Below are 26,606 nucleotides of genomic sequence, written 5' to 3' on the forward strand. Positions count from 1 at the left end.
ATCGCTGAGAATCAGGTTTCCATGCGCAACCGACCCGTCGCCGTTCTGTCCTTGTGGCTCCGCCTGTTCACGGCGCTGACCTTGCTCGCCGGCCTTCAGCTGGCGCGCGCCGAAGAAGACTTCCTGGATCCCGAAGTCGCGTTCAAGCTCGCGGCGCGCGCCGTCGATGCGCGCACCGTCGAGGTCAGCTACACCGTTGTGCCCGGCTACTACCTGTACCGCGAGCAGTTCAAGTTCGCCGCGGTCAACGCCACGCTCGGCGAGCCGGTGCTGCCGCAGGGCAAGACCAAGTTCGACGAGACCTTCCAGAAGAACGTCGAGACCTACAGCGACACCGTGCGCATCGCGATCCCGGTACAGCAGGCGGCCGGCCGGTTCCAGCTCCTCGTCACCAACCAGGGCTGCGCGGACAAGGGCCTGTGCTATCCGCCGCAGCCGCGCGGGATCGAGGTGAGCCTGGCCGGCTTCGGCGGTGACGGCTCGGCGCGGCTCATGACGGCGGACCAGAGCCTCGCGCTGGCCACGGCGGGTGCGTCGCCCACCGCGGCCGCAGCGGCAGTGACCGCATCTCCCGCCTACGCCGCCGACGACGCGGCGATCGACGGCGCGCTGCGCAGCGGCAGATTTTGGACGGTCGTCGGCGTGTTCTTCGTCGGCGGCCTACTGCTCTCGCTGACGCCCTGCGTGCTGCCGATGCTGCCGATCCTGTCGTCGATCATCGTCGGCCACGGCGCGCAGGTCTCGCGCGGTCGCGGGCTCGGGCTGGCGGCCAGCTATTCGCTCGGCATGGCGCTCGTCTACACCGCGTTCGGCGTGGCCGCGGGCCTGGCCGGGGAGGGGCTGGCTGCGGCGTTGCAGAAGCCCTGGGTGCTCGCACTGTTCGCAGCCGGGCTGGTGGCGCTGTCGCTGTCGATGTTCGGCGTCTACGAGTTGCAGTTGCCCGCGCGGCTCACCGGCCGGGTGTCGAGCGCGTCGCAGCGCCTGCCTGCCGGGCGGTTCGCTGGCGTGTTCGCGATGGGCGGCCTGTCGGCCCTCATCGTCAGCCCGTGCGTGGCGGCCCCGCTGGCCGGCGCGCTCGTCTATTTGAGCCAGACGCGCGATGTCGCGCTCGGCGGCACCGCCCTGTTCTCGCTCGCCGGTGGGATGAGCGTGCCGCTGCTGCTGATGGGCGCCTCGGCCGGCGCGTTGCTGCCGCGGGCCGGCGGCTGGATGGAAGACGTCAAACGCTTCTTCGGGGTGATGCTGCTGGGGGTCGCGCTGTGGACCGTGCAGTCCATCCTGCCCGCGTCGCTCGTCCTGGCGTTGTGGGGCGCGCTGGCCATCAGTGCGGCGGTGATGCTGGTCGCCCACCGCCACGGGGCCGTGGCCGGCTGGACCCGCAGCCTGTGGCGGCTCGCCGCCGGCGCGGTGCTCGCGGTCTGCGGGCTGCTGCAGCTCGTCGGCGCCGCTTCCGGGGGCACCAACCCGCTGCAGCCGCTGGCCCAGTGGCGCGGCGCGGGCGGGCCGGGAACCGAGCAGGGGCCTGCCTTCACCCTCGTGCGCAGCGTCGCCGACCTGGACGCCGCCTTGCAAACCACGAAGCGCCCGGTGATGCTCGATTTTTATGCCGACTGGTGTGTCTCCTGCAAGGAGATGGAACGCTTCACCTTCGTCGACCCCGCCGTGCGCCAGCGGATGGCCGGCGCGCTGCTGCTCAAGGCCGATGTCACCGCCAACAGCGCCGACGACCGCGCGCTGCTGAAGCGCTTCAACCTGTTCGGCCCGCCCGGTACGATCTTCTTCGATCCCCAAGGCCGCGAGATCGCCGGCGCGCGCATCGCCGGCTTCCAGGACGCGACGCGTTTCCTGCAGACGCTGCAAACCGCCGGCCTCTGAATCGCACACGCGGTTTGCAGTTGTGCTATAGTCACAGGCTCAGTCGCGAGGTGGAGCAGTCTGGTAGCTCGTTGGGCTCATAACCCAAAGGTCGCAGGTTCAAATCCTGCCCTCGCAACCACAAATTCAATAACAAAAACAACAACTAACGAATTGGCAAACGCCGTCCCTGTGGACGGCGTTTTGTTTGGTGGGATTGATTCCTGCGCCGAGCGGAAGTCACGCACCGCCGCGGTGCGGTCGCCTCATCCGGGGTAGTGTCCCGTTTGCTACAGGTGGCCGATTCAGATCGCAGATCGACCTCCGATATGCCGCCATGTGCGGGCCCTCGCCCCGCTCGAGGGCGCTGCCATGAACCTTCGCGACATCACGATCGCACCCCCTCCTGCGCCGAACAGCGGCCGGGTAACCGCCAGCGCCGATCTGACCGGCATCGCCCGGCTCGGTGACCTGATCATGGTTCTCACGCTGCTCGGCTCATGCCTCGCCGCGGTGGCCATCGGCTGGTACCACGCCACGCTGCCCCTGGCGCTCGCAGTGGGCGGGCCGGTGCTGCTCGCCGGGCTGACGGTCTTCGCTCTGGCGCGCGGTCGCATGGCGGCATGCTGGGTACTGACCGTCTGCAATGTCGCGCTCGTCGCGCTGCACATCCAGCTCGGCCGGGGGACGGTCGAATTCCATTTCGGGGTCTTCGTGCTGCTGGGCCTGCTGCTCGTCTATCGCGACTGGCGACCGATCGTGCTCACGGCGGCGCTGTTCGCAGTCCATCACCTGGTGTTCGATCGTTTGCAGGCGATGGACTTCGGCGTCTATTGCACGCCCGAGCCCAGCGTGCTGAAGACCTTGATGCACGCCACCTACGTGGTGGGCCAGACCGGCGTCGAGATCTTTCTCGCGCGCGCGCTCAGGCGCGCCGCCAACGAATCGTCGGAACTGACCGACCTGGTGCGCAGCCTGGATCGCGGCGAGTTGCTGTGCCTGGACACGTCCACGGTCCCCGTCCGGTCGTCCAGCGCACGGACGCTGCAACTCGCGCTGGCCAAGATGGCCAAGGCCATGCGCGATGTCAATCAAGTCACCGCGTCGATCGAAGCGGCCAGCACGGAAATCGCCCTCGGCAATGCGGACCTGAACCGGCGCACCGAGGATCAGGCGCGCAGCCTGCAACAGACGGCGGCGTCGATGGAGCAGTTGTCCGGCACGGTCAGCAGCAGCGCCCAGACGGCGGGCAGTGCGGACGAGCTGGCGAGGACCGCTTCGGTCGCGGCCGTGAAGGGTGGCGACCGTGTCGGGCAGGTCGTCACGACGATGCAGGACATCGCGGCCTCGTCACGCAAGATCACCGAGATCATCGGGCTGATCGACAGCATCGCGTTCCAGACCAACATCCTGGCGCTGAACGCGGCGGTCGAGGCCGCCCGTGCCGGGGAACAGGGGCGCGGGTTCGCGGTCGTCGCGAGCGAGGTACGTGGCCTTGCCGGCCGCTCGGCCGAAGCCGCGCGCGAGATCAAGACGCTGATCGGCGCGAGCGTCGCGAAGATCGAGGCGGGCTCGAACCAGGTCAGGGACGCCGGCGCGTCGATGGACGAGATCGTCGCCCAGGTCCGGCGCGTCAGCGAACTGATCCGCAAGATCTCGCAGGACGCCTCGGCGCAGTCCAGCGGCATCGTTCAGGTCGGGGATGCGGTGTCGCAGCTCGATCGATCGACTCAGCAGAACGCGGCACTCGTCCAGCAAAGCGCTGCGGCAGCCGGGAGCCTCAAGCATCAGGCGGCCACGCTCGCGGCGGTCGTGCGCGTCTTCCGCATCGTGGACGTCGACGAGGTCCGCGCAGCGCCCGGCAGCTGAGTTGCCAGTCTGGCGCTCGCGGCGGCAACGCGCTGTGCGGCTGTCGCAGCGCATGCACTGACCGCCTGTCCTCGGTGCGAAAAATACGCTGTTCAATCAACCACTTGCGCACGCCGCTAGTGGTTTTCCCGTCGAGGCCGGCCGACAGGCACGGCTCTTGTGATCTCCAGGGTGCATCGCTGCCGCGCGTGGCGGCGGCGACACACCAAACCGGAGACAAGCCACGATGGAAACCTTCTACGAGGTCATGCGCCGCCAGGGCATCTCGCGCCGCAGCTTCCTCAAGTACTGCTCGCTGACGGCCACCTCGCTCGGCCTCGCACCGTACTTCGTGCCGACCATCGTGCATGCGATGGAGACCAAGCCGCGCACGCCGGTGCTCTGGCTCCACGGCCTGGAGTGCACCTGCTGCTCCGAGTCGTTCATCCGCTCCGCGCACCCGCTCGCGAAGGACGTGGTGCTGTCGATGATCTCGCTCGACTACGACGACACGCTGATGGCCGCCGCGGGCCACCAGGCCGAGGCCATCCTCGAAGAGATCATGGCCAAGTACAAGGGCAACTACATCCTCGCGGTCGAAGGCAATCCGCCGCTGAACCAGGAGGGCATGAGCTGCATCATCGGCGGCCGGCCGTTCATCGACCAGCTGCGCCATGTCGCGAAAGACGCGAAGGCGATCATCTCGTGGGGCTCCTGCGCCTCGTGGGGCTGCGTGCAGGCCGCCAAGCCGAACCCGACGCAGGCGACGCCGGTGCACAAGGTCATCACCGACAAGCCGATCATCAAGGTGCCCGGCTGCCCGCCGATCGCCGAGGTGATGACCGGCGTGATCACCTACATGCTGACCTTCGACCGCATCCCCGAGCTGGATCGGCAAGGCCGGCCGAAGATGTTCTACAGCCAGCGCATCCACGACAAGTGCTACCGCCGCCCGCACTTCGACGCCGGCCAGTTCGTCGAGGCCTGGGACGATGACTCGGCGCGCAAGGGCTACTGCCTCTACAAGGTTGGCTGCAAGGGCCCGACCGCCTACAACGCCTGCTCGACCACGCGGTGGAACGAGGGCACCAGCTTCCCGATCCAGGCCGGCCACGGCTGCATCGGCTGCTCGGAAGACGGCTTCTGGGACAAGGGCTCGTTCTACGACCGCCTGACCAATATCCACCAGTTCGGTATCGAGGCCAACGCCGACGAGGTCGGTGGCACCGCGGCCGCCGTCGTCGGCGCCGCCACCGCCGCGCATGCCGCCGTCTCGGCGATCAAGCGCGCGACCCAGCAAAACAAGGAAGGACAGAAGGCATGACCGCGTACGCCACCCAGGGCTTCAACATGGACAACTCGGGCCGGCGCATCGTCGTCGACCCGGTCACGCGCATCGAGGGTCACATGCGCTGCGAGGTCAACCTCGACAGCAACAACGTGATCCGCAACGCCGTCTCCACCGGCACGATGTGGCGCGGCCTCGAGGTCATCCTCAAGGGCCGCGACCCGCGCGACGCGTGGGCCTTCGTCGAGCGCATCTGCGGCGTGTGCACCGGCTGCCATGCGCTGACCTCGGTGCGCGCGGTCGAGGACGCGCTCGGCATCAAGATCCCGAAGAACGCCTACCTGATCCGCGAGATCATGGCCAAGACGCTGCAGGAGCACGACCACGCGGTCCACTTCTACCACCTGCACGCGCTCGACTGGGTCGACGTGGTCTCGGCACTGAAGGCCGACCCGAAGAAGACCTCGGAGCTGCAGCAGACGGTCTCGCCGGCGCACCCGCTGTCCTCGCCGGGCTACTTCCGCGACATCCAGAACCGGCTGAAGAAGTTCGTCGAGAGCGGCCAGCTGGGGCCCTTCATGAACGGCTACTGGGGCAACAAGGCCTATGTGCTGCCGCCCGAGGCCAACCTGATGGCCGTCACGCACTACCTCGAAGCGCTCGATCTGCAGAAGGAGTGGGTCAAGGTCCACACCATCTTCGGCGGCAAGAACCCGCACCCCAACTACCTGGTGGGCGGCGTGCCCTGCGCGATCAACCTCGACAAAGACGGCGCGGCCGGCGCCCCGGTCAACATGGAGCGGCTGAACTTCGTCGAGGCGCGCATCAAGGAGATGATCGAGTTCAACAACAACGTCTACGTGCCGGACGTGCTGGCGATCGGCACGATCTACAAGAACGCCGGCTGGCTGTTCGGCGGCGGCCTGTCGGCCACCAACGTGCTCGACTACGGCACCTACGAGAAGGTGATGGGCGACCCCAGGACCCAGCAGCTGCCGGGCGGCGCGATCCTCGACGGCAACTGGGACGTGATCCACCCGGTCGACCCGCGCGACCCCGAGCAGGTGCAGGAGTTCGTGCCGCACAGCTGGTACAAGTACGCCGACGAATCCAAGGGCCTGCACCCGTGGGACGGCGTCACCGAGCCCAACTACGTGCTCGGCGCCAAGACCAAGGGCACCAGCACCAACATCCAGGAGCTGGACGAGAGCGCCAAGTACTCGTGGATCAAGTCGCCGCGCTGGCGCGGCCACGCGATGGAGGTCGGGCCGCTGTCGCGCTACATCCTCGGCTACGCGCATGCGCTGCAGGGCCACAAGTACTGCCAGCGCGTCAAGGAGCAGATCGAGAGCTCGGCCCGCATCATCAACAGCGACTTCCCGAAGGCGCTGGGCCTGCCCGAGACCAAGTACACGGCCAAGCAACTGCTGCCGACGACGATCGGCCGGACGCTGGCGCGCGCCCTCGAAGCGCAGTACTGCGCCGAGATGATGCTGGAGGACTTCCACGAACTCGTCGCCAACATCAAGGCCGGCGACACCAGCACCGCCAACGTCGACAAGTGGGACCCGGCCACCTGGCCGAAGGAGGCCAAGGGCGTGGGCACCGTCGCGGCGCCGCGCGGCACGCTCGGCCACTGGATCCGCATCAAGGACGGCCGGATCGAGAACTACCAGTGCGTGGTGCCGACCACCTGGAACGGCAGCCCGCGCGACAACAAGGGCCAGATCGGCGCGTTCGAGGCCAGCCTGATGAACACGCCGATGGCCAACCCCGAGCAGCCGGTCGAGATCCTGCGCACGCTGCACTCGTTCGACCCGTGCCTGGCCTGCTCGACCCACGTGATGAGCCCGGACGGCGCGGAACTCGCCACCGTCAAGGTCCGCTGACCGCCATCCCTTCCTCAGGAGACACCGCATGAAGACCTCGACTCTTCGCCGCCTCGGCGCGGCGGCCACGCTCGCGGCGCTGGCCGGCAGCGCCGCGGCCCACACCGGCCACGGCACGCACGGCCTGCTGGCCGGGCTGGAACACCCGCTGGCGCTCGACCACCTGCTGGCGATGGGCGCCGTCGGCGTCTGGTCGATGCTGGCGCTGCGCGGGTCGCAGCGCGCGCTGGGCCCGCTGACCTTCCTCGCCGCGATGGTGGCGGGCGCGGCGCTCGGCGTCATGGGGCTGCAGCTGCCGTTCGTGGAGCAGGGCATCGCCGCGAGCGTGCTGCTGTGCGGGCTGATGCTGGTGTTCGCGCAGCGCCTGGCGCCCGCGCTCGGGCTCGCGCTGGTGGCCGCGGCCGCGCTGCTGCACGGCCTGGCGCACGGTGCGGAGGCGCCGGCGGGGGCCGGGTTCGCCGCCTATGCGATCGGCTTCGTCGTCACCACGGCCGCGCTGCACGCCGGCGGGCTCGCGCTGGGCGCGCGGCTGCAGCGGATGCACCGGCTGGTGTGGCCGCTCGGCACGCTGCTGGGCGCGGCCGGGCTCGCGCTGCTCGTGCGCGCCTGAGCGGTCCAACACACCAGGAGCCGCGACCATGTCCTCCGCCATTCCCGCCAGCCGCCCCGTGGCCCGCGATGTCGACGCCAGCGACATCGCCCGAGCCGCGTCGATCAAATCGGTCTACGTGTACGAGGCGCCGGTGCGCATCTGGCACTGGATCAACGCCCTGGCGATCGTCGTGCTCGCCATCACCGGCTACTTCATCGCCCGGCCGTTCCCGACCCAGCCCGGCGAGGCCAGCGCCAACTACCTGATGGGCTACATCCGGTTCGCGCACTTCGCCGCCGCGTACATCTTCGCGGTCGGGCTGCTCGGGCGCATCTACTGGGCCTTCGTCGGCAACCACCATGCGCGCGAGCTCTTCAGCGTGCCGATCTTCCAGCGCGCGTACTGGCGTGAAATGCTCTCAATGATCAAGTGGTACGCGTTCATCAGCAAGCGGCCCAATCGCTACGTGGGCCACAACCCGCTGGCGCGCTTCGCGATGTTCTTCGTGTTCTTCCTGAACTCGGTGTTCATGCTGTGCACCGGCTTCGCGCTGTACGGCGAGGGCACGCAGGCGGGCTCGTGGGCGAACCGGTTGTTCGGCTGGGTGATCCCGCTGTTCGGCCAGTCGCAGGACGTGCACACCTGGCACCACGTCGGCCTGTGGGTGATGGTGTGCTTCGTGATCCTGCACATCTACGCCGCCATCCGCGAGGACATCATGGGACGGCAGAGCATCGTCAGCACGATGGTGTCGGGTCACCGCACTTTCAAAGACTGAGATGAATCGGCTTTTCCTTCGTTTCGCGGTTTCGTTTTCGGCGCGTCGCGGCAAGGGCTGCCCGCCGGGCGCTCATGCGGTGGCGGTCGCCGCTTCGCGACGACTGCACTGCGCTGCTCGGTCCGGGGTCGCGCCGCAGAACTCACTCCGCGAACTGCGTTCGCTGCGTTCAGACAACCGCGGCGAGTCAGATGACAAGGCGCGCTGGCGCGCGCCGACCCCGGCCCTGCGCTGCTCGCCGCCACCCAAATCGCGCCCGGCGGGCAGCCCTTGCCGCGACATTCACGGTCGGAGCTGTTCGTTGGAACTGCCCGCACGCGCCTTTGCTCGCGCTGACGGTTGCAGGCAAGCCGCGTATGGCGCGACGACAGCCTGCGGGGAACGATTCAGATGACCACGCCGGAAACGATCACCGTGCTGGGCATCGGCAACGTGCTCTGGGCCGACGAAGGCTTCGGCGTGCGCTGTGTCGAGGCGCTGCAGCGGCGCTACCAGTTCGCGCCGCACGTGCAGCTGATCGACGGCGGCACGCAGGGCCTGTACCTGATTCAGCATGTGCAGGCGGCGCGGGCGCTGCTGATCTTCGACGCGATCGACTACGGCCTCGCCCCCGGCACGCTGAAGCTGATCGAGAACGACGACGTGCCGCGCTTCATGGGCGCCAAGAAGATGAGCCTGCACCAGACCGGTTTCCAGGAGGTACTGATGCTCGCGCAGCTGACCGAGAGCTACCCCGAGCAGGTGCTGCTGGTCGGCTGCCAGCCGCAGGAGCTGGAGGACTACGGCGGCAGCCTGCGCCCGGTCGTGCGCGCGGCGCTGGAGGACGCGCTCGCGCTCGGCGTCGACGCGCTGCGCCGCTGGGGTGCCGCGCCGGTTGAGCGCCGCGAGCCGCTGACGGAGGACGAATCGGTCACGTTCTCGCTGCTGGCGATCGAGCGCTACGAAGGGCAGCGGCCGTCCGAAGAACTCGCGTGCCGCATCGGCGACGAGCGTTTCATGCCCGCGGCCTGGCCGACCTGACCGAGACGCCCACCATGTGCATCGCCATTCCGCTGCGCGTCATCAAAGTGAGCCCGGGCCGCGCCGTCTGCGAAGGGCGCGGCGAAGTCCGCGAGGTCGAGACCGCGCTGGTCGGCGACTGCGCGGTGGGCGACTGGCTGCTCGTGTTCATCGATTCCGCGCGCGAGCGCATCACCCCGGCGCGTGCCGCCGACGTGAACGCCGCACTCGACCTGCTGCAAGCCGCGCTGCGCGGCGAGGCCGGCGCGGCCGGCGACTTCCATTTCGCGCTTCCGTCGGCGATGAGCGCCGACCAACTCGCCGCGCTCTCCGGCGCCTCGGTACCCCACCATGAGCATTGAACTGAACCTCCCATTGGCCAGCGCGGCCGCGCCTGCCGAATTCGCCTCCAGCGTCGCGCCGCCCAAGGCCTCGGCCACGCCGGCGCTGATCGAGCGCCTGGTCGAGCAGCACGGCGCCGAGTGGGTCGACGAGCAGAGCGTCGACGCGTGGAAGAGCGGCCCGGGCAACCGCGTGCTGTTCTTCGCCGGCGACCCGGTGCGCTTCCCGGAGTGCCTGGACGTGGCCGTGGTGCTGCCCGAGCTGCAGCGCAGCTTCCCCGGCACCTTCATCGTCGGCGTGGCGCGCCGCGAGGTCGAGGACGCGGTCGCGCGCCGCTTCAGCTCGCAGCGCTGGCCCGCGCTGATGTTCTGGCGCGACGGCGGCTACGTGACCGTGGTCGCCGGCATGCACGACTGGGACGTCTACCTGAAGCTGATCGAGCAGGCCCTGGCGATGCCGACCTCGCGCCTGCCCGGCATCGGCATCCCGGTGGTCGCGGCCGGCGGCGCCGCATCGTCCTGCCACTGAAGGAGCCGCCCCGATGAAGCCCTTTCCCATTCCCGTCGTCGCGCTCGGCCCCGGCAGCCAGCCCGAGGAGGACGAGACGCTGGACTACATGAACATGCCGCAGGGCATGGAGACCTACCGCCCGCCGGTCCTGCCCGAGCCCGAGGACCTGGCCGCCCGCGCGGGAGCGCACCGCGCGCTGCGCGCGGTGCTGCGCGCGCTCGACAACGTGCGCCATGGCGGTGCGTCGCAGTGCGTCGACCTGCACGGGCTGGACGCCGACGACCTGGCGCTGATCAACCAGGTGATGGGCGAGGGCGAGGTCAGCGCGCGCGTCGCCGCGCCCGAAGGCCGCCGCCCCGCCGGCGCGGCCGGCGTCGAATGGCGGATCCAGGAGTCGGTGTTCGCCGGCGTCTGGCGGGTGATGGCGTTCGACGGCGACGCGCTGCTGTCCGACCACCTCGAGGTCGGCCGCATCCCGGCCGGGCTGGTGCAGGCCGCGCGCGACGACGTGCTCGCGCGCCGCGTCCCGCCGCTGTCCGCGCCGCTGCCGCCCGGCGTGATGAACTCGCCGATGCTGCTGACCGAGATCGAGGACGCGTGGCTCAAGTGGCAGCCGGGCGACCCGCCGCACGTCATCAACCTGACGCTGCTGCCGATGGACGTGCCCGACATCAGCTTCATGGACCACCAGCTCGGCACCGGCCGCGTGCTCGTGCTGTCGCGCGGCTACGGCAACTGCCGCATCACCAACACACGCATGCCGAACTGCTGGCGCGTCGTGTACTACAACTCGCAGGACCTGGTGATTCTCAACACCGTCGAGGTCGTCGACCTGCCCGAGGTCGCCTGCGCGGCCGATGTCGACCTGCACGATTCGCACGAGCGCCTCGGCGAGGTGCTGCAGTGGGTCGAGGGCGTGCTCGATGCGGCGGCCGCCACCTCATGAACGACGCCGCACCGCGCTTCGAGGGCAGCTACCTCGGCGACCGCAGCAAGCTCGCGCGGGCGGGGCGGCTCGAATGCAAGATCTGCTGGTGGGTCTACGACCCGGCGCTCGGCGACCCGGTCTGGCAGGTGCCGCCGGGCGTGCCGTTCACCGAGCTGCCGCCGCACTGGCGCTGCCCGACCTGCGACGGCGAAGCCGACCAGTTCATGGTGCTGGACGACGCGCCATGACCACCCGCGTGCCCCGGCTCGTCGCCGCGTTCGAGCACATCGCGCGCACGCGGATGGCCGGCGTGCCGGTGCTGAACCCGGCGCTGTCGGTCGAGGCGGTCGGCTTCGAGCCGCAGGCCGATGCGGCGGGCGAGTCGGGGGTCGTCGGCGTGCTCGTGGCACCATGGTTCATGAACTTGATCTGGCTGCCGGCCGACGCCACCGACGAATCGCACCGCATCGGCGAGACCCGGCTTCATGTGCTCGGCGGCGAGCGCTTCGAGTTCATCGGCGCCCACGAGCCCGGCATCGGCGCCTACGCGCTGTGTTCGCTGTTCTCGCCGATGTTCGAGTTTGCCGACCAGACGGCGGCGCGGGCCACGGCGCAGGCGGTGCTGGAGTCGCTGCGCGAGGCGCCGGTGCCACCCCCCGCAGCGGCGGCTTCGATGACCGAGACGGCGCCGGCGCGGCGCTCGTTCCTCTTCGGTCGGAGCGCCGCGGCATGAGCTTCTCGCTCGCCGGCTCGCTGCAACTGACGGCCGGCGCGCCGCTGCCGAACATCGTGCGCGAGCGACCGCAGGGCCTGTCGCGGCTGTGGCGCGGCCAGTCGGCGCGCGCGCTGCCCGGCCTGCTCGGCACGCTGTTCACGCTGTGTGGGCACGCGCACCGCCTTGCCGGGCGCCTGGCGGTCGCGGCGGCGCAGGGGAGGGACGACCCGCTGTCGACGGACGAGCGCGCGCAGCTCCGCTGGCACACTGCGCGCGAGCACGTGCGCCGCGTCACGCTCGACTGGGCCGCGCTCGCGCGCCAGCCCGCCGCGCTCGCGCTGCGTGCATTGCGTGCGCTGCCGCCGGCCCACGACGGCAACGCGGCCGACGCCGCGCTCGCCGTCTGGCTGGAGCGCGAAGTGCTTGCGATGCCGGTCGCCGCGTGGCTCGCGCAAGCCCAAGCCCACGGCGAAGCCTGGCTGGGCAATTGGTGCAGGCACACCGCGACGCCCACGGCGTACGCGCTCGACGCCGGTCGTATCGCGCTGCGCGGCGTCCACCTCGATGCGGCGCCGCTGCGCCTGCATGATCGACCGGCCGCGCGACGGCACCTCGCGCGCTCGCTGGCCGGCGCAGCGGGCGACGCGTTCGTCGCCGCGCCGTCGACAGCGTTGGGCTGCGCCGACACCGGCGCGTGGTCACGCGCCGCTGCGCCGCATGCGGCCGGCACGCAGGGTGCATGGATGCGGTTGGCGAGCCGGCTGGTCGATCTGGCGCGACTCGCATCGCCCGCGTCCGACGCGATCCCGCTCGACAGCGGTGCCTGCAGGACCGGCCCCGGCGAAGGCCTGGCGTGGATCGAGACCGCGCGCGGCCTGCTCGTGCACTGGGTGCGGCTGGATGGCGACCGCGTCGCCGATTGCCGTGTGCTGTCGCCGACCGACTGGAACTTCCACCCGTCCGGCGGCCTGGCGCACGCGCTCGCGCGGACGCAGTCGACCGACACCGCCGACTGGCTGGTCGCCGCGTTCGACCCGTGCGTCGCACACCGCATCGTCGCAGCCCGCGAGGAGCCGGCACATGCATGAGATGAGCCTGGCCGGCGGCATCTTGAAGCTTGCCGAGGATGCGGCGCTGCGCGAGCGCTTCGCGCGCGTCACGCACCTGCGGCTCGAGGTCGGGCGTTTCGCCGGCGTCGAGGTGCGGGCGCTGCGCTTCGCGATCGAGGCAATGAGCCCGGGCACCTGCCTCGACGGCGCCGAGGTCGAGATCGACGAGCCGCCCGCCACTGCGTGGTGCCTGCAGTGCAACGGCAGCGTCATGATCGAGCGCCGCGCCGACCCGTGCCCGAAATGCGGGAGCTTTCGTTGGCAGGCGACCGGCGGCACCGAGCTGCGCGTGGTCGACATGCGTGTGATCGATTGATGGACTCAGGAGCGAACCATGTGCGTGGTGTGTGGATGTGCGGCCGGTGACGGCGACGTGGTGATCAGGGCCGAACCGGGGCGCCACGAGGCGCTGCATTTCGGGGCCGGTGCGGCGCGCGTGTCGGTGCCGGGCATGAGCCAGGAGCGTGCGATCACGATCGAGCAGGACGTGCTCGGTGCGAACAACCGCATCGCCGCCGACAACCGCGCGCACTTCGCCGCGCACGGGGTGACGGCGCTGAACCTCGTCTCCAGCCCCGGCTCCGGCAAGACGACGCTGCTGTGCGCGACGATCGCGGCGCTGCGCGCCCGCGCGCCGGGCGTGCAAGTCGCGGTGATCGAGGGCGACCAGCAGACCAGCTTCGACGCCGACCGCATTCGCGCCAGCGGCGCGCCCGCGGTACAGGTCAACACCGGCAAGGGCTGCCACCTCGACGCCGAGATGGTCGCGCAGGCGTGGTCGCACCTGCATGCGCATGAGCATTCGCACGAGCACACGCACCGGCACGCGCACCATCACCACAACGACCAGCTGCTGTTCATCGAGAACGTCGGCAACCTCGTCTGTCCGGCCCTGTGGGATCTGGGCGAAGCCGCCAAGGTCGCGATCCTGTCCGTCACCGAGGGCGAGGACAAGCCGCTGAAGTATCCGGACATGTTCGCCGCCGCGTCGCTGATGGTGCTGAACAAGATCGACCTGCTGCCGCATGTGAGCTTCGACGTCGCGCGCTGCATCCAACTGGCGCGGCGCGTCAACCCGGGCATCGAGGTGATCCAGCTCTCGGCCACGCGAGGCGAGGGCATGGACGCGTGGCTGCACTGGCTGCAGCACGCGGGGCAGCCTGCATGAACGCGGCCTCAAGGGTGCGCGTGCTGGCGGTTGGCGCGTGGCTGAAGAATGCCGCGTGCCGGCTCGACGGGGCGACCGCGCGCTGGTCGGCGCCGCACGGCGACCTCGCCGACCCCGCGGCCTGCCTCGCGCTCGAACGCTCGCTCGACGGGCTGCTGATGCTCGGTCCGGTCGACGCGATCGCGCACGACCTGCACCCGGACTTCCACAGCACCCGGCTCGCGATCGCGATCGCGCAGCGCCTGGGCGTGCCGGCGATCGGCGTGCAGCACCACCACGCGCACATCGCGGTGCTGCAGGCCGAGCAGGCGCGGCCCGAGCCGCTGATCGGCCTCGCGCTCGATGGCGTCGGCCTCGGCACCGACGGCCTGGCCTGGGGTGGCGAGTTGCTGTTCGTCGACGGCGCGCGCTGGCAGCGCCTCGGCCACCTCAGCCCGCTGGCGCTCCCCGGCGGTGACGTGGCTGCGCGCGAACCGTGGCGAATGGCGGCGGCGGCGATGTTCGCGATGGGCGAAGGGGCGGCCATCGCCGCGCGCTTCGCGCCGCGCGTCGGCAGCGCCGCGACGCGCCTGCTCTACACGATGCTGCAGCGCCGCCTGAACACGCCGACCACGACCAGCGCGGGCCGCTGGTTCGACGCCGCCGCCGGCGTGCTCGGTCTGAGCGTGCGCCAGTCGGGGGAGGCCGAGGCGGCGATCGCGATGGAGCGCGCCGCGACCGACTGGCTGGCCGCCACCGAGGTCTCGCCGCTCGCCGAACTCACGCCGATGCTCGCCAACGGCCAGCTCGACCTGCGCCCGCTGTTCGCGCACCTGTACGAGCACGACGCCGACCCGGCGCACGCGTCGGCGGTGTTCCACGTCAACCTGGCGGCCGGTCTGGCGCGCTGGGCCATCGCGGCCGCACGACGGCACGCGATCGGCGCGGTCGCGCTCGGGGGCGGCTGCTTCATGAACCGCGTGCTGACGCAGCGACTCGCCGCGCACCTGGAGTGTGCCGGCCTGCGCGTGCTGCGCACCCGCACCGTGTCGTGCGGCGACGCCGGGCTGGCGCTCGGCCAGGCGTGGGTTGCCGCCGATCAGCTGCGCCGCGCCGCGGCGGCCGGCCAGCCCGTCACCCATCACACCCTCACCGAGCCCCCGCCATGTGCCTAGCCCTGCCCGCCCGACTGGTCCAGCTCAAGAGCGCGGACCTCGCCGTCGTCGACCTCGGCGGCGTGCGCAAGGAGGTCTGCATCGCGCTGGTGCCGCAGGCCCGGGAGGGCGACTACGTGATCGTCCACGTCGGCCATGCGATCGGCATGATCGACCCGGACGAGGCCGAACGCACGCTCGCGCTCTTCGGTGAACTCGCGGCCTGGCAGGAGACGACCCATGAAGTTCATTGACGAGTTCCGCGACGGCGCGATCGCCGCGCGCATCGGCCAGCGCATCGCGGCCGAGGTCGACCCGGCGCGCACCTACAGCTTCATGGAGTTCTGCGGCGGCCACACCCACGCGATCTCGCGCTACGGGATCAAGGAACTGCTGCCGGCCAACGTGCGCATGGTGCACGGCCCGGGCTGCCCGGTCTGCGTGCTGCCGATCGGGCGCATCGACCTGGCGATCCGCCTCGCGCTCGACCGCGACGTGATCGTCTGCACCTACGGCGACACGATGCGCGTGCCGGCCTCGAACGGCCTGTCGATGATCCGCGCCAAAGCGCGCGGCGGCGACATCCGCATGGTCTATTCCGGCGCCGACGCACTGCAGATCGCGCGCGACAACCCGGGCCGCGAGGTCGTGTTCTTCGCGATCGGCTTCGAGACCACGACGCCGCCGACCGCGCTGGTGATCCGCAGCGCGCAGCGCGAGCAGCTGGCCAACTTCAGCGTGCTGTGCTGCCACGTGCTCACGCCGTCGGCGATCACGCACATCCTCGAGTCTCCCGAGGTGCGCCAGTACGGCACCGTGCCGATCGACGGCTTCATCGGCCCGGCGCATGTGAGCATCGTGATCGGCTCGCAGCCCTACGAGCACTTCGCCGAGGAATATGCCAAGCCGGTCGTGATCGCCGGCTTCGAGCCGCTCGACGTGATGCAGGCGGTGCTGATGCTGGTGCGCCAGGTCAACGAGGGCCGCGCGGAGGTGGAGAACGAATTCACGCGCGCCGTCACGCGCGAGGGCAACGCGGCGGCGCAGGCGGTGTGCAGCGAGGTGTTCGAGCTGCGCCCCAACTTCGAATGGCGCGGCCTCGGCGAGGTGCCGTACAGCGCGCTGAAAATCCGCCCGGCGTTCGCCGCGTTCGATGCCGAGCGCCGCTTCGCGCTCGACTACACGCCGGTCGCCGACAACAAGGCTTGCGAGTGCGGGGCGATCCTGCGCGGCGTCAAGAAGCCGACCGACTGCAAGATCTTCGGCACCGTGTGCACGCCGGAGAACCCGGTCGGCTCGTGCATGGTCTCGAACGAGGGCGCCTGCGCCGCGCACTACGCCTACGGCCGCTTCCGCGACATCCCGGTGGTGGCCGCATGAAGACAGACTACGTGCGCCCGCTCGATGTGCGCCACGGCCGCATTGACATGAACCACGGCGCCGGCGGACGTGCCGCGGCGCAGCTGATCGAGGAGCTGTTCGTCGCCGCGCTCGACAACGAATACTTGCGGCAGGGCAACGACGGCGCGACGCTGCCGCTGCCCGGCTTCGACCCGACGGCCGGCCGGCTCGTGATGGCGACCGACGCGCATGTGATCTCGCCGCTGTTCTTTCCCGGCGGCGACATCGGCTGCCTGTCGGTTCACGGCACCCTCAACGACGTGGCGATGAACGGTGCGACGCCGCTCTACCTGGCCGCGAGCTTCATCCTCGAAGAAGGCTTCCCGCTCGCCGAGCTGAAGCGCATCGTCCAGTCGATGGCGCAGGCGGCGCGCGAGGCCGGCGTGCCGGTCGTCACCGGCGACACCAAGGTGGTCGAGAAGGGCAAGGGCGATGGCGTATTCATCAGCACCACCGGGGTCGGCGTGGTGCCGCGCGGCGTCGACGTGGGCGGCGCCAACGCGCGGCCGGGCGACGTGATCCTGCTGTCGGGCTCGATCGGCGAGCACGGCGTGGCGGTGCTGTCGAAGCGCGAGTCGCTGCAGTTCGAGACCGAGATCGTCTCGGACACGGCCGCGCTGCACACGCTGGTCGCGGCGATGCTGCGCGCCGGCGGCTCCGGCGTGCGCGTGCTGCGCGACCCGACCCGCGGCGGCCTGGCGACCACGCTGAACGAGATCGCGCGCCAGTCGCGCTGCGGCATGCTGATCGACGAGGCGGCCATCCCGGTCCGGCCGCAGGTCGAGGCAGCGTGCGAGCTGCTCGGGCTCGATCCGCTGTACGTCGCGAACGAAGGCAAGCTCGTCGCGATCTGCGGCGCCGAAGCGGCCGACGCCGTGCTCGACGCGATGCGCGCCCACCCGTGCGGGGCGGGCGCGGTGCGCATCGGCAGCGTGAGCGACGACCCGCACTGCTTCGTGCAGATGAACACCCGCTTCGGCGGTCGCCGCGTTGTCGACTGGCTCAGCGGGGAGCAGCTGCCACGAATCTGTTGACTTCGCTCTCGTTGCGCATGCCCCGACTGTTCTATCGCAAGACCGAACTGGGCGTCCGCGAGGTCGCCGAGCGTACGCTCGGGTTGCCGCGCCTGTTGCGCACCCTGCTGATCCTGGTGGCGCCGCAGGTCTCGTCCGACGAGCTCGCGCAGCGCATCGGCGACGACGCCGAGCCGAAGCTCCAGGCGCTGGTCGCGATGGGCTTGATCGAGCCGGCCGTGCCGGTGGCGCGGCTGGCGGAGGCAGCCGACGCCGCGCCGCAGCCGGCGCCGCCGGCCCGCAGCGTCGACCTGCGCGCCGCCAAATCGCTTGCGCTGCGCGAACTCGCGCCGGTGTTCGGCCCCGAGGTCGATTCCGTCCTCGGCGGCCTGCTCGGTGCCGATTCCAGCGAAGCGCTCGGTACCGAGCTCGACGCGCTGCGCGAGAAGCTCGTGATGTACCAGGGCCGGCGCCGCGCCGACGCCCTGATCCGCAAGATCACCGATGCCGCATGACACCGCCCCGCTGCGCGTGCTGCTGCTCGCGCACAGCTTCAACAGCCTGACGCAGCGGGTGTTCGTCGAGTTGCAAACGCGCGGCCACGTCGTATCGCTGGAACTGGACATCGCCGATGCGGTGACCGAGGAGGCCGTCGCGCGGTTCGGGCCGGACGTGATCGTCGCGCCGTTCCTGAAGCGGCGCATCCCCGCATCGGTGTGGGAGCGCTGCCCGTGCCTGATCGTGCACCCCGGCATCGCCGGCGACCGCGGGCCGTCCGCGCTGGACCGGGCGATCCTGCGCGGCGAGGCGCGCTGGGGCGTCACGGTGCTGCAGGCGAACGCGGAGTTCGATGCCGGCCCGGTCTGGGCGCATGCCGAATTCGCGATGCGCGATGCGACCAAGAGCAGCCTGTACCGGCGCGAGGTCACCGACGCCGCGGTGCACGCTGTCGTCGAGGCGCTCGTGCGCTGGCGTCGCCACGAGCGTCCGGCGCTGGTGGCCTCCACCGGGCGCGCGTGGCCGGCGCTGCCCCAGGCCGAACGCGCGATCGACTGGACCCACGCGACCACCGCCGAGGCGCTGCGCCGCCTGCGCTGCGGCGACGGCAGCCCGGGCGTGGCCGATGCGCTCTTCGGCTTGCCCTGTCACCTGTTCGACGCGCACCCGGCGAGTGCGGCGACGCTGGCGCGTGTTCCCGCCGCTGCGGCGGGTGATGTCGTCGCGCGCCGCGGCCCGGCCTTGTTGCGCCGCACCGTCGACGGCGGCGTGTGGATCGGCCATGTGCGCGCCGCGCCCGACGCGCGCGGGCAGACGGCGATCAAGCTGCCGGCGACGCAGGTGTTCGCCGTGCAGGCCGGTGCGTTGCCCGAGTGCGCGGTCGCGCTCGATCACGACGACCCGGCGGAGTGGGACGAGCTCCACTACGCCGAACAGCCTGCGCCCGACGGCCGCGCCCGCATCGGGCTGCTGCGCTTCGAGTTCCACAACGGCGCGATGTCCACGCGCCAGTGCGAACGGCTGCGCGATGCACTGCGCCACGCCAAGGCGCGCGACACCCAGGTGCTGGTGCTGCTCGGCGGCGCCGACTTCTTCAGCAACGGCATCCACCTGAACGCGATCGAGGCCGCGGCGCAGGACCCGGGCGACAGCGCGGCCGATGCGTCGCTGCGCAACATCGAGGCGATGAACGACGTGGTGCTGGAGCTGCTGACCGCAACCGACCGCATCACGGTGGCGGCGCTGCGCGGCAACGCGGGCGCCGGCGGTGTCTTCCTCGCGCTCGCGGCCGACGAGGTCTGGGCGCACGAGGCCGTGCTGCTGAATCCGCATTACAAGAACATGGGCAACCTGTATGGGTCGGAGTACTGGACCTATGTACTCCCGCGCCGCGTCGGCACCGAGCAGGCGCGCCGCACCACCCAGGGCCGGATGCCGCTGTCGGCCGCGCAGGCCCGTGAGATCGGCCTGGTCGACCGGTGCCTGACGCCCGACGCGCGTGACTTCGAGCGGGAAACCCTGCTGCGCGCCGCCGCGATCGCGACGCAGAATGTGGCCGAGCGGGTGCGCGCCAAGCAGACGCAGCGCGCGCACGATGAAGCGACCCGGCCGCTGGCCGACTACCGCGCGACAGAATTTACGCAGATGCATCGCAACTTCTACGGGTTCGACCCGAGCTACCACGTCGCGCGCTACCACTTCGTGCGCAAGCTGCCGCACGCGCGCACGCCGCGCCACCTCGCGCTCCATCGACCGTGATCGCCGCACCGGAGTTGCCCACCGTCCTCGTCGTCGACGACGAGGTGCGCTCGCAGGACGCGATGCGCCGCACGCTGGACGAGGACTTCCGTGTCCTCACCGCGAGCCACGCCGACGAGGCCCGCACGCTGCTCGAACGCCACGCCGTCGACGTGATCCTGTGCGACCAGCGCATGCCCGGCCTGACCGGCGTCGAATTCCTGAAGGAGGTGCGCGAGCGCTGGTCCGACACGGTGCGGATCGTGATCTCGGGCTACACGGACAGCGAGGACATCATCGCCGGCATCAACGACGCCGGCATCTACCAGTACATCCTGAAGCCGTGGGTGCCCGAACACCTGCTGGGCACCGTGCGCACCGCGGCCGAGGCGCGCAGCCTGCAGGGTGGGCTGCACCGGCTCGATGTCGAACTCCGCGCCGGCACGCCGGTGCTGCGCCAGCGCAGCCACGACAAGCTCGCGCGCGCCCGCTCGGTGTTCGATTTCGATCGCATCGAGCGCGCCCCCGGCAGCCCGCTCGACGCGGTCTGCGAGATGGCGCGGCGGATCGCGCGCTACGACCTGTCGGCGCTGGTGCTGGGCGAATCCGGCACCGGCAAGGAGCTGATCGGCCGCGCGATCCACTACGCGTCGCCGCGCGCGGCCGGGCCGTTCGTGCTCGAGAACTGCGCGGCGATCACCGACTCGCTGCTCGAATCGGAACTCTTCGGCCACAAGCGCGGCGCGTTCACCGGCGCCTACGAAGACCACATGGGTCTGTTCCAGCGCGCCCACGGCGGCACGGTGTTCCTCGACGAGATCGGCGAGACCTCGCCGGCCTTCCAGGTCAAGCTGCTGCGGGTGCTTCAGGAGGGCGAGGTGCGGCCGGTCGGCGCCGCGCGCGCGATCGCGGTCGACGTGCGCGTGATCGCTGCCACCCATCGTCAACTGGAAGACGAGGTCCGCGCCGGCCGCTTCCGCGAAGACCTGTATTACCGCATCGCCGGCGTCACGCTGCAGGTGCCGCCGCTGCGCGAACGCAGCGGCGACATCGCGCCGATCGCGCAGCGCCTGCTGACGGATGTGAGCGCCGAGCTTGGCCGCCCCGGCGTGCGATTCGCCGACGACGCGCTGCCCTGTCTGATGGCCTACCCGTGGCCCGGCAACATCCGCGAACTGCGCAACGAGATCGGCCGCGCGGTGGCCTTGACGGAAGGCGAGCGCATCGGCGCCCAGTCGTTCTCGCGCCGCGTGCTGCACGGCCAGGCCGGTGCCAGCGCCGAACGGAGTGCGCTGACGATCGCGCAGACCGGCACGCTGCAGGAGCGGCTCGACGCGATCGAGGCCGCGGTGCTCCGCGAGGTGATGCTGCGGCTGCGCTGGAACAAGACGCATGCGGCCAAGGAACTGGGCCTGTCGCGCGTCGGGCTGCGCGCGAAACTGATCCGCTTCGGGCTGGAGGTCGCGAAATGAATGTGCTTTGGCTCCAGTCGGGCGGATGCGGCGGCTGCAGCATGTCGCTGCTGTGCGCCGACACGATCGATTTCAACGGCGCGCTGCGCGATGCCGGCATCGAGCTGGTCTGGCACCCGTCGCTGTCGCTGGCCAGTGGCGCCGAGATGATCGACGTGCTCGACCGGTGCCTGGACGGCCGGCTGCGCCTGGACGCGCTGTGCATCGAAGGCTCGCTGCTGCGCGGGCCGAACGGCACCGGGCGCTTCCATGTGCTGGCCGGTACCGGCATCGCGATGATCGACTGGGTCAGGCGCCTCGCGGCGGTCGCGCAGCACGTCGTCGCGATCGGCGCGTGCGCCGCGTGGGGTGGCGTGACGGCGGGCGGCGGCGGCCACCACCACAACCCGACCGACGCCTGCGGCCTGCAGTACGACGACGACCGCATCGGCGGCCTGCTGGGCGCGGAGTTCCGCGGCCGCGCCGGCCTGCCGGTGATCAACATCGCCGGTTGCCCGACCCATCCCGGCTGGGTCACCGACACGTTGATGGCGCTGGCCGCGGGCCTGTTCACCGCGGCCGACCTCGACCCGCTGAACCGCCCGCGCTTCTACGCCGACCAGCTCGTCCACCACGGTTGCACCCGCAACGAGTACTACGAGTTCAAGGCCAGCGCCGAGAAGTCGTCCGATGCCGGCTGCATGATGGAGAACATGGGCTGCAAGGGCACACAGGCGCATGCCGACTGCAACACGCGGCTGTGGAACGGCGAGGGCTCGTGCACGCGCGGCGGCTACGCCTGCATCAGTTGCACCGAGCCGGGTTTCCAGGAGCCGGGCCACGCGTTCCACGCCACGCCGAAGATTGCCGGCATTCCGATCGGGCTGCCGACCGACATGCCCAAGGCCTGGTTTGTCGCGCTCGCGTCGCTGTCGAAGAGCGCGACGCCCAAGCGCGTGAAGAGCAACGCGACCGCGGATCATCTGGTGATCGCGCCGGCGGTGCGCAGGACGCGGCTGAAGTGATGACGACCACCTCGCGCCTGCTGGTCGGGCCGTTCAACCGTGTCGAGGGCGATCTCGAGGTGCAGTTGGAGATCGCCGATGGTCGCGTCGCCAGCGCGCGGGTCAACGCGCCGATGTACCGCGGCTTCGAGCAGATCCTGCAGGGCAAGGACCCGTTCGACGCGATGGTCTACGTACCGCGCATCTGCGGCATCTGCTCGGTGTCGCAGTCGGTCGCGTCGGCGCGGGCGCTCGGCGACCTGGCGGGTGTGCAGGTGCCGGAGAACGGCGCTCACGTGATCAACCTGATGCTCGCGACCGAGAACCTCGCCGATCACCTGACGCACTTCTATCTGTTCTTCATGCCCGACTTCACCCGCGCGGTCTACGCGGCGCGGCCTTGGCATGCGCAGACGCTGCGGCGCCTGGAGGCGCAGCGCGGCGAGCATGCGCGGCTGGCGATCGCGGCGCGTCAGCGCTGGTTCACGATCATGGGCACGCTCGGCGGCAAATGGCCGCACACCCAGAGCGTGCAGCCCGGCGGCTCGTCGAAGCCGGTCGAGTCGGCCGAGCGGATCCGGCTGCTGTCACGGGTGCGCGAGTTCCGCAGCTTCCTCGAGCAGACGCTGTTCGGCGCGCCGCTCGAGTTCATCCACGCGCTCGACGACGAGGCGACGCTGGCGCGCTGGCACGCCGCCGATCCGCTGGGCGGGGACTTCCGGCTGTTCCTGACCATCGCGGCCGACACCGGCCTCGATGCGCTCGGCGCCGGCCCCGGCCGCTACCTGAGCTACGGCGCCTACCGACAGGCCGATGGCCGCCACGTCACGCCGCCCGGCGTGTGGGACGCGGCGGCGCGCGCGCTCGCTCCGCTCGACCTGGCGCGCATCAGCGAGGACGCGAACAACGCCTGGCTGAGCGACGCCGGAGGCCCGCGCCATCCGGCGCAGGGCGTGACGCTGCCCGATGCGGACAAGCCCGGTGCGTACACCTGGAACAAGGCGCCGCGGCTGGGCGGCGACGTGGTCGAGACCGGCGCGATAGCGCGTCAACTCGCCGCCGGGAATCCGCTGGTGCGCGCGGCGGTCGCCCGCTGCGGCGGCACGGTGTACACGCGGGTGCTCGCGCGCCTGCTCGAACTCGCGCGCGTCGTGTCGCTGATGGAAGACTGGCTGCGCGCACTGCGGCCTGGCGAGCCGTGGTGCCACGTCGCGCCGCTGCCGGAGCAGGGCGCGGGAGTCGGCCTGACCGAGGCGGCGCGCGGTGCGCTGGGCCACTGGCTGTTGGTCGAGCAAGGCCGCATCGCCAGCTACCAGATCGTCGCGCCGACCTCGTGGAACTTCTCGCCGCGCGACGCCGCGGGCACGCCCGGCGCGCTCGAGGCGGCGCTCGAAGGCGCGCCGGTGCAGCCCGGCGAGACCACGCCGGTCGCGGTGCAGCACATCGTCCGATCTTTCGACCCGTGCATGGTCTGCACGGTGCATTGATCACGAGTCGCCGATGAGCCCGCCGCGCACGCCCAAGCCGCCGCGCATCTCACCCGCCGCCGGCTCGGCCTCCCCACCGCTCGAAGGCGTGGATGAAAGCGCGTGGCTGGACGTGATCCACAAGATGGACGAGGTCTACTCGCAGCTCGTCGCCGACGAGGTCGCCCTCGAAGAGAAGAACATTGAGCTCGAGCAGTCGCAGCAGTTCATCTTCAGCCTGCTGTCGGCGATGAGCGACGTGCTGGTCGCGTGCAACGAGCACGGCGCGATCGAGGAGACCAATGCCGCGCTGTGCGAACTGGTCGGCCAGGGCGACTCCGCGCTGCGCGGCACCAGCGTCTACGCGCTGCTGGCCGACGACGCCAGCCGCGCGCGCATCCGCGGTGTGATCGAGCACACCGCGCCGACGCGCGCCGGCGCCGTCGTCGAGATCGACCTGCGCGATGCGCTGGGCCAGCCGGTGCCGGTGGACCTGAACTGCACGCCGCGGCTGAACAGCACCGGCCGTCGCGTCGGCCATGTGTTCGTCGGCCGGCCGATGGGCGAGATCAAGCGCGCGTATCACCAGCTGCGCGAGGCGCACGAGGCGCTCAAGCGCACCCAGCAGCAGCTGCTGCATTCCGAGAAGATGGCGTCGCTCGGGCGCCTGGTGGCGGGCGTCGCGCACGAGCTGAACAACCCGATCAGCTTCGTGCTCGGCAACGTGCATGCGCTGAAGCGCTACAGCGAACGGCTCGAGACGTATGTCGGCGCGCTCCACGCCCAGCTGCCGGCGCTGCCGACCGGGGCCGCACGCGAACTGTCGGCGCTGCGCGCGCAGCTGCGCATCGACCACCTGATGGGCGACCTGCCGTCGCTGATCGAGGGCACGCTCGAAGGCGCGCAACGCACCGCCGACATCGTCAACGGGCTCAAGCGCTTCTCGGCCGTCGACCGCGAGGAGCGCACGCGTGTCGACCTGAACGGCGTGATCGAGCGCGCGATCCACTGGGTGCGCAAGGGCACCGCGCCGGCGTTCGACGTGCACTGGACGCCGACGGCGCCGATGATCGTCAGCGCGAGTGCCGGACAGCTGTTGCAGGTGGTGATGAACCTGATCCAGAACGCGTACGACGCGGCGGCCTCGGTCAAGGGTATGCAGCCGGCGATGTGGATCACCGCGGAGGTGACCGACACCAGCGCGACGCTTCGCTTCCGCGACAACGGTCCCGGCATCCCGGCGCTGCACCTGTCCCGCATCTTCGACCCGTTCTTCACGACCAAGCCGGTCGGCAAAGGCACGGGGTTGGGGCTGTCGATCAGCTACGGCATCGTCGAGCAGCACGGCGGCCGGCTGAGCGCCGACAACTCAGCGCAGGGCGGGGCGGAGTTCATGCTGGAGTTGCCGTTGGCGTGAAGGTCCGTGGGGCCGCATCTCATGCCAGTGTCGCAGCGTGTTGACGTCGACCACGCCGCGCCATGGCCGCAAGCCATCGATGGTCGGCGCCAGGCCGAGCGCCGGCTGCGGGTGGCTTCCGAGGCCGTCGAGGTCGGCGAGTGCGCCGTCGATGGGCTCGCCGGCGCTGTAGACGCTGCGGGTCAGCAGCGTCGCCAAGCCAGCGGCCCGCGCGGCGGCGACGCCGGGCGCGGAATCCTCGAACGCGAGGCACTCGGAGGCGGGCAAGTGCAGCCGCTCCAGCACCCAGTCGTAGATGTCGGGCGCCGGCTTCTTGTGCGCGACCGCGTCGCCGGCGCCGATCACCTCGAACCAGCCGGGGGCCAGCGGGCTGATCGTCGCGGTCAGCAGTTCGCGCACGTTGGCTTCGGTGGTGGTCGTGGCGATCGCGAGCCGCAGGCCGCGCGCACGGGCCTCGATCAGCAGCCGGCGCACGCCGGGGCGCAGTACCACGGTGCCGCTGCGCACCAAGTCGAGGTAGTGGGTGGTCTTGGCGGCATGCATCGCGCGGACGCGGTCCGGCGCCTGCGGCGAACCGGCGGCGTAGGGGTCGATCGCGTGCCAGTGGTGCGCGATCCGCTCCTTGCCGCCGGTGACCGCGAGCAGCGCGCCGTAGTGCTCGACGTCCCAATGCCAGCCGAGGCCGGCGTCCTCGAACGCGCGGTTGAACGCGATGCGGTGGCCGTCGCGCTCGGTCTCGGCGAGCGTGCCGTCGACATCGAAGATCAGGGCCTTCAACACGGCCATGAGCACTCCGCCGCGTGCCGCAGGGTCGCGATCGTCGCGCGCCAGTCGCGGCTGCCGAACACCGCAGAGCCGGCGACGAAGGTGTCGGCGCCGGCGCGCGCGATGCTGGCGATGTTGTCGGGCTTGACGCCGCCGTCCACCTCGAGGCGGATGCGCCGGCCGGTGCCGCGCGCGTAGGCGTCCAGCCGGTCGCGCACGAGCCGCAGTTTGGGCAGTGTAGACGGAATGAAGCTCTGGCCGCCGAAGCCGGGGTTGACCGACATCAGCATCACGCAGTCGATCTTGTCGAGCAGGTGATCGAGCCAGTGCAGCGGCGTCGCGGGGTTGAACACCAGGCCGCTCTGGCAGCCCTGGTCGCGGATCAGCTGCAGCGTGCGGTCGACATGCAGGCTGGCCTCCGGATGGAACGAGATCAGCCCGGCGCCGGCCTTCGCGAACGGCATCACCAGCGCGTCGACCGGCTCGACCATCAAGTGCACGTCGATCAGCGCGCGACCGGCGAACGGGCGGATCGCTTCGCACACCATCGGACCGAAGGTCAGGTTCGGCACGTAGTGATGGTCCATCACGTCGAGGTGCACCCAGTCGGCGCCCGCCTCGACGACGCCGGCCACGTCCGCGCCGAGCTGCGCGAAATTCGCCGACAGCAGGCTCGGCGCGATCACGGTGGCCTGCCGCAT

The 26,606-nt window shown here is 70.7% G+C and carries 27 protein-coding genes and 1 tRNA gene; 26 read left to right on the plus strand and 2 right to left on the minus strand.

Annotated elements, in window-relative coordinates; all coding sequences use genetic code 11:
- The first annotated feature begins 21 nt into the window (after positions 1–21).
- The 26 genes from dsbD to ACWH49_RS13110 all read left to right on the plus strand — a co-directional run bounded on the left by dsbD (position 22) and on the right by ACWH49_RS13110 (position 25,140).
- Positions 22–1,875 (plus strand): protein-disulfide reductase DsbD, encoded by a 1,854-nt coding sequence (dsbD, locus tag ACWH49_RS12985; RefSeq protein WP_448171823.1) that lies wholly within the window; start codon positions 22–24, stop codon positions 1,873–1,875.
- A 44-nt stretch (positions 1,876–1,919) separates the two neighbouring features.
- Positions 1,920–1,996, plus strand: a tRNA-Met gene (locus ACWH49_RS12990).
- A 230-nt stretch (positions 1,997–2,226) separates the two neighbouring features.
- Positions 2,227–3,723: a methyl-accepting chemotaxis protein gene (locus tag ACWH49_RS12995; protein ID WP_448171824.1), complete on the plus strand. Its 1,497-nt coding sequence runs from the start codon at positions 2,227–2,229 to the stop codon at positions 3,721–3,723.
- Between the two features lie 226 nt (positions 3,724–3,949).
- Positions 3,950–5,026: a hydrogenase small subunit gene (locus ACWH49_RS13000; protein ID WP_448171825.1), complete on the plus strand. Its 1,077-nt coding sequence runs from the start codon at positions 3,950–3,952 to the stop codon at positions 5,024–5,026.
- Positions 5,023–6,879 carry a nickel-dependent hydrogenase large subunit gene (locus ACWH49_RS13005; RefSeq protein ID WP_448171826.1) on the plus strand — a complete coding sequence of 619 codons (1,857 nt, stop codon included), beginning with the start codon at positions 5,023–5,025 and terminating at the stop codon, positions 6,877–6,879. Before ACWH49_RS13000 ends, ACWH49_RS13005 begins: the two co-directional genes overlap by 4 nt.
- Positions 6,880–6,907: 28 nt before the next feature.
- Positions 6,908–7,489, plus strand: coding sequence for a HupE/UreJ family protein (locus tag ACWH49_RS13010; protein ID WP_448171827.1), 582 nt, complete (start codon positions 6,908–6,910; stop codon positions 7,487–7,489).
- A 28-nt stretch (positions 7,490–7,517) separates the two neighbouring features.
- Entirely contained in the window at positions 7,518–8,249 is a 732-nt protein-coding gene (gene cybH / locus ACWH49_RS13015; RefSeq protein WP_448171828.1) for a Ni/Fe-hydrogenase, b-type cytochrome subunit, read from the plus strand.
- 390 nt (positions 8,250–8,639) lie between these two features.
- A complete protein-coding gene (locus ACWH49_RS13020; RefSeq protein ID WP_448171829.1) occupies positions 8,640–9,269 on the plus strand; it encodes a HyaD/HybD family hydrogenase maturation endopeptidase in 630 nt (209 codons plus the stop codon).
- A gap of 14 nt (positions 9,270–9,283) precedes the next feature.
- Positions 9,284–9,610, plus strand: a complete 327-nt coding sequence (locus tag ACWH49_RS13025) for a HypC/HybG/HupF family hydrogenase formation chaperone (RefSeq protein ID WP_448171830.1) — start codon at positions 9,284–9,286, stop codon at positions 9,608–9,610.
- The gene (locus tag ACWH49_RS13030; protein WP_448171831.1) at positions 9,600–10,118 is read left to right on the plus strand and encodes a hydrogenase; all 519 of its coding nucleotides are present in this window, start codon (positions 9,600–9,602) and stop codon (positions 10,116–10,118) included. The genes ACWH49_RS13025 and ACWH49_RS13030 overlap by 11 nt, the downstream gene beginning before the upstream one ends.
- A gap of 13 nt (positions 10,119–10,131) precedes the next feature.
- Entirely contained in the window at positions 10,132–11,046 is a 915-nt protein-coding gene (locus ACWH49_RS13035; RefSeq protein WP_448171832.1) for a hydrogenase expression/formation C-terminal domain-containing protein, read from the plus strand.
- Positions 11,043–11,276: a rubredoxin gene (locus ACWH49_RS13040; RefSeq protein WP_448171833.1), complete on the plus strand. Its 234-nt coding sequence runs from the start codon at positions 11,043–11,045 to the stop codon at positions 11,274–11,276. Before ACWH49_RS13035 ends, ACWH49_RS13040 begins: the two co-directional genes overlap by 4 nt.
- Positions 11,273–11,761 carry a [NiFe]-hydrogenase assembly chaperone HybE gene (gene hybE, locus ACWH49_RS13045; protein WP_448171834.1) on the plus strand — a complete coding sequence of 163 codons (489 nt, stop codon included), beginning with the start codon at positions 11,273–11,275 and terminating at the stop codon, positions 11,759–11,761. Before ACWH49_RS13040 ends, hybE begins: the two co-directional genes overlap by 4 nt.
- Complete coding sequence (locus tag ACWH49_RS13050) at positions 11,758–12,831, plus strand: hypothetical protein (RefSeq protein WP_448171835.1); 1,074 nt, start codon at positions 11,758–11,760, stop codon at positions 12,829–12,831. Before hybE ends, ACWH49_RS13050 begins: the two co-directional genes overlap by 4 nt.
- Positions 12,824–13,168: a hydrogenase maturation nickel metallochaperone HypA gene (gene hypA / locus ACWH49_RS13055; protein ID WP_448171836.1), complete on the plus strand. Its 345-nt coding sequence runs from the start codon at positions 12,824–12,826 to the stop codon at positions 13,166–13,168. The genes ACWH49_RS13050 and hypA overlap by 8 nt, the downstream gene beginning before the upstream one ends.
- Positions 13,169–13,186: 18 nt before the next feature.
- On the plus strand, positions 13,187–14,020 hold the full coding sequence (hypB, locus tag ACWH49_RS13060) for a hydrogenase nickel incorporation protein HypB (protein WP_448171837.1): 834 nt from the start codon (positions 13,187–13,189) through the stop codon (positions 14,018–14,020).
- Positions 14,017–15,174, plus strand: coding sequence for a Kae1-like domain-containing protein (locus tag ACWH49_RS13065; RefSeq protein WP_448171838.1), 1,158 nt, complete (start codon positions 14,017–14,019; stop codon positions 15,172–15,174). Before hypB ends, ACWH49_RS13065 begins: the two co-directional genes overlap by 4 nt.
- Positions 15,165–15,407 carry a HypC/HybG/HupF family hydrogenase formation chaperone gene (locus ACWH49_RS13070; RefSeq protein WP_448171839.1) on the plus strand — a complete coding sequence of 81 codons (243 nt, stop codon included), beginning with the start codon at positions 15,165–15,167 and terminating at the stop codon, positions 15,405–15,407. The genes ACWH49_RS13065 and ACWH49_RS13070 overlap by 10 nt, the downstream gene beginning before the upstream one ends.
- On the plus strand, positions 15,394–16,533 hold the full coding sequence (gene hypD / locus ACWH49_RS13075) for a hydrogenase formation protein HypD (protein ID WP_448171840.1): 1,140 nt from the start codon (positions 15,394–15,396) through the stop codon (positions 16,531–16,533). The genes ACWH49_RS13070 and hypD overlap by 14 nt, the downstream gene beginning before the upstream one ends.
- The gene (gene hypE, locus ACWH49_RS13080) at positions 16,530–17,588 is read left to right on the plus strand and encodes a hydrogenase expression/formation protein HypE (protein ID WP_448171841.1); all 1,059 of its coding nucleotides are present in this window, start codon (positions 16,530–16,532) and stop codon (positions 17,586–17,588) included. Before hypD ends, hypE begins: the two co-directional genes overlap by 4 nt.
- 17 nt (positions 17,589–17,605) lie before the next feature.
- Positions 17,606–18,082 (plus strand): hypothetical protein, encoded by a 477-nt coding sequence (locus tag ACWH49_RS13085; RefSeq protein ID WP_448171842.1) that lies wholly within the window; start codon positions 17,606–17,608, stop codon positions 18,080–18,082.
- Complete coding sequence (locus ACWH49_RS13090; protein ID WP_448171843.1) at positions 18,072–19,823, plus strand: hydrogenase maturation protein; 1,752 nt, start codon at positions 18,072–18,074, stop codon at positions 19,821–19,823. The genes ACWH49_RS13085 and ACWH49_RS13090 overlap by 11 nt, the downstream gene beginning before the upstream one ends.
- The gene (locus ACWH49_RS13095) at positions 19,820–21,274 is read left to right on the plus strand and encodes a sigma-54-dependent transcriptional regulator (protein ID WP_448171844.1); all 1,455 of its coding nucleotides are present in this window, start codon (positions 19,820–19,822) and stop codon (positions 21,272–21,274) included. Before ACWH49_RS13090 ends, ACWH49_RS13095 begins: the two co-directional genes overlap by 4 nt.
- Complete coding sequence (locus tag ACWH49_RS13100) at positions 21,271–22,278, plus strand: NADH-quinone oxidoreductase subunit B family protein (protein WP_448171845.1); 1,008 nt, start codon at positions 21,271–21,273, stop codon at positions 22,276–22,278. Before ACWH49_RS13095 ends, ACWH49_RS13100 begins: the two co-directional genes overlap by 4 nt.
- A complete protein-coding gene (locus ACWH49_RS13105) occupies positions 22,278–23,744 on the plus strand; it encodes a nickel-dependent hydrogenase large subunit (protein WP_448171846.1) in 1,467 nt (488 codons plus the stop codon). Before ACWH49_RS13100 ends, ACWH49_RS13105 begins: the two co-directional genes overlap by 1 nt.
- Before the next feature lie 13 nt (positions 23,745–23,757).
- Positions 23,758–25,140 (plus strand): sensor histidine kinase, encoded by a 1,383-nt coding sequence (locus ACWH49_RS13110; protein WP_448171847.1) that lies wholly within the window; start codon positions 23,758–23,760, stop codon positions 25,138–25,140.
- Here the strand turns inward: ACWH49_RS13110 and ACWH49_RS13115 are convergent.
- A complete protein-coding gene (locus tag ACWH49_RS13115; protein ID WP_448171848.1) occupies positions 25,093–25,926 on the minus strand; it encodes an HAD-IA family hydrolase in 834 nt (277 codons plus the stop codon). The genes ACWH49_RS13110 and ACWH49_RS13115 overlap by 48 nt on opposite strands.
- Positions 25,914–26,606, minus strand: coding sequence for a ribulose-phosphate 3-epimerase (gene rpe, locus ACWH49_RS13120; protein WP_448174346.1), 693 nt, complete (start codon positions 26,604–26,606; stop codon positions 25,914–25,916). The genes ACWH49_RS13115 and rpe overlap by 13 nt, the downstream gene beginning before the upstream one ends.

This window comes from Rhizobacter fulvus (assembly GCF_964020785.1).

Excerpts from the sequence above, each read along its gene's own strand:
- dsbD (WP_448171823.1), top strand. The coding sequence starts at position 22 with ATGCGCAACCGACCCGTCGCCGTTCTGTCCTTGTGGCTCCGCCTGTTC.
- ACWH49_RS12995 (WP_448171824.1), top strand. The coding sequence starts at position 2,227 with ATGAACCTTCGCGACATCACGATCGCACCCCCTCCTGCGCCGAACAGC.
- ACWH49_RS13000 (WP_448171825.1), top strand. The coding sequence starts at position 3,950 with ATGGAAACCTTCTACGAGGTCATGCGCCGCCAGGGCATCTCGCGCCGC.
- ACWH49_RS13005 (WP_448171826.1), top strand. The coding sequence starts at position 5,023 with ATGACCGCGTACGCCACCCAGGGCTTCAACATGGACAACTCGGGCCGG.
- ACWH49_RS13010 (WP_448171827.1), top strand. The coding sequence starts at position 6,908 with ATGAAGACCTCGACTCTTCGCCGCCTCGGCGCGGCGGCCACGCTCGCG.
- cybH (WP_448171828.1), top strand. The coding sequence starts at position 7,518 with ATGTCCTCCGCCATTCCCGCCAGCCGCCCCGTGGCCCGCGATGTCGAC.
- ACWH49_RS13020 (WP_448171829.1), top strand. The coding sequence starts at position 8,640 with ATGACCACGCCGGAAACGATCACCGTGCTGGGCATCGGCAACGTGCTC.
- ACWH49_RS13025 (WP_448171830.1), top strand. The coding sequence starts at position 9,284 with ATGTGCATCGCCATTCCGCTGCGCGTCATCAAAGTGAGCCCGGGCCGC.
- ACWH49_RS13030 (WP_448171831.1), top strand. The coding sequence starts at position 9,600 with ATGAGCATTGAACTGAACCTCCCATTGGCCAGCGCGGCCGCGCCTGCC.
- ACWH49_RS13035 (WP_448171832.1), top strand. The coding sequence starts at position 10,132 with ATGAAGCCCTTTCCCATTCCCGTCGTCGCGCTCGGCCCCGGCAGCCAG.
- ACWH49_RS13040 (WP_448171833.1), top strand. The coding sequence starts at position 11,043 with ATGAACGACGCCGCACCGCGCTTCGAGGGCAGCTACCTCGGCGACCGC.
- hybE (WP_448171834.1), top strand. The coding sequence starts at position 11,273 with ATGACCACCCGCGTGCCCCGGCTCGTCGCCGCGTTCGAGCACATCGCG.
- ACWH49_RS13050 (WP_448171835.1), top strand. The coding sequence starts at position 11,758 with ATGAGCTTCTCGCTCGCCGGCTCGCTGCAACTGACGGCCGGCGCGCCG.
- hypA (WP_448171836.1), top strand. The coding sequence starts at position 12,824 with ATGCATGAGATGAGCCTGGCCGGCGGCATCTTGAAGCTTGCCGAGGAT.
- hypB (WP_448171837.1), top strand. The coding sequence starts at position 13,187 with ATGTGCGTGGTGTGTGGATGTGCGGCCGGTGACGGCGACGTGGTGATC.
- ACWH49_RS13065 (WP_448171838.1), top strand. The coding sequence starts at position 14,017 with ATGAACGCGGCCTCAAGGGTGCGCGTGCTGGCGGTTGGCGCGTGGCTG.
- ACWH49_RS13070 (WP_448171839.1), top strand. The coding sequence starts at position 15,165 with ATGTGCCTAGCCCTGCCCGCCCGACTGGTCCAGCTCAAGAGCGCGGAC.
- hypD (WP_448171840.1), top strand. The coding sequence starts at position 15,394 with ATGAAGTTCATTGACGAGTTCCGCGACGGCGCGATCGCCGCGCGCATC.
- hypE (WP_448171841.1), top strand. The coding sequence starts at position 16,530 with ATGAAGACAGACTACGTGCGCCCGCTCGATGTGCGCCACGGCCGCATT.
- ACWH49_RS13085 (WP_448171842.1), top strand. The coding sequence starts at position 17,606 with ATGCCCCGACTGTTCTATCGCAAGACCGAACTGGGCGTCCGCGAGGTC.
- ACWH49_RS13090 (WP_448171843.1), top strand. The coding sequence starts at position 18,072 with ATGCCGCATGACACCGCCCCGCTGCGCGTGCTGCTGCTCGCGCACAGC.
- ACWH49_RS13100 (WP_448171845.1), top strand. The coding sequence starts at position 21,271 with ATGAATGTGCTTTGGCTCCAGTCGGGCGGATGCGGCGGCTGCAGCATG.
- ACWH49_RS13105 (WP_448171846.1), top strand. The coding sequence starts at position 22,278 with ATGACGACCACCTCGCGCCTGCTGGTCGGGCCGTTCAACCGTGTCGAG.
- ACWH49_RS13110 (WP_448171847.1), top strand. The coding sequence starts at position 23,758 with ATGAGCCCGCCGCGCACGCCCAAGCCGCCGCGCATCTCACCCGCCGCC.
- ACWH49_RS13115 (WP_448171848.1), bottom strand. The coding sequence starts at position 25,926 with ATGGCCGTGTTGAAGGCCCTGATCTTCGATGTCGACGGCACGCTCGCC.
- rpe (WP_448174346.1), bottom strand. The coding sequence starts at position 26,606 with ATGCGGCAGGCCACCGTGATCGCGCCGAGCCTGCTGTCGGCGAATTTC.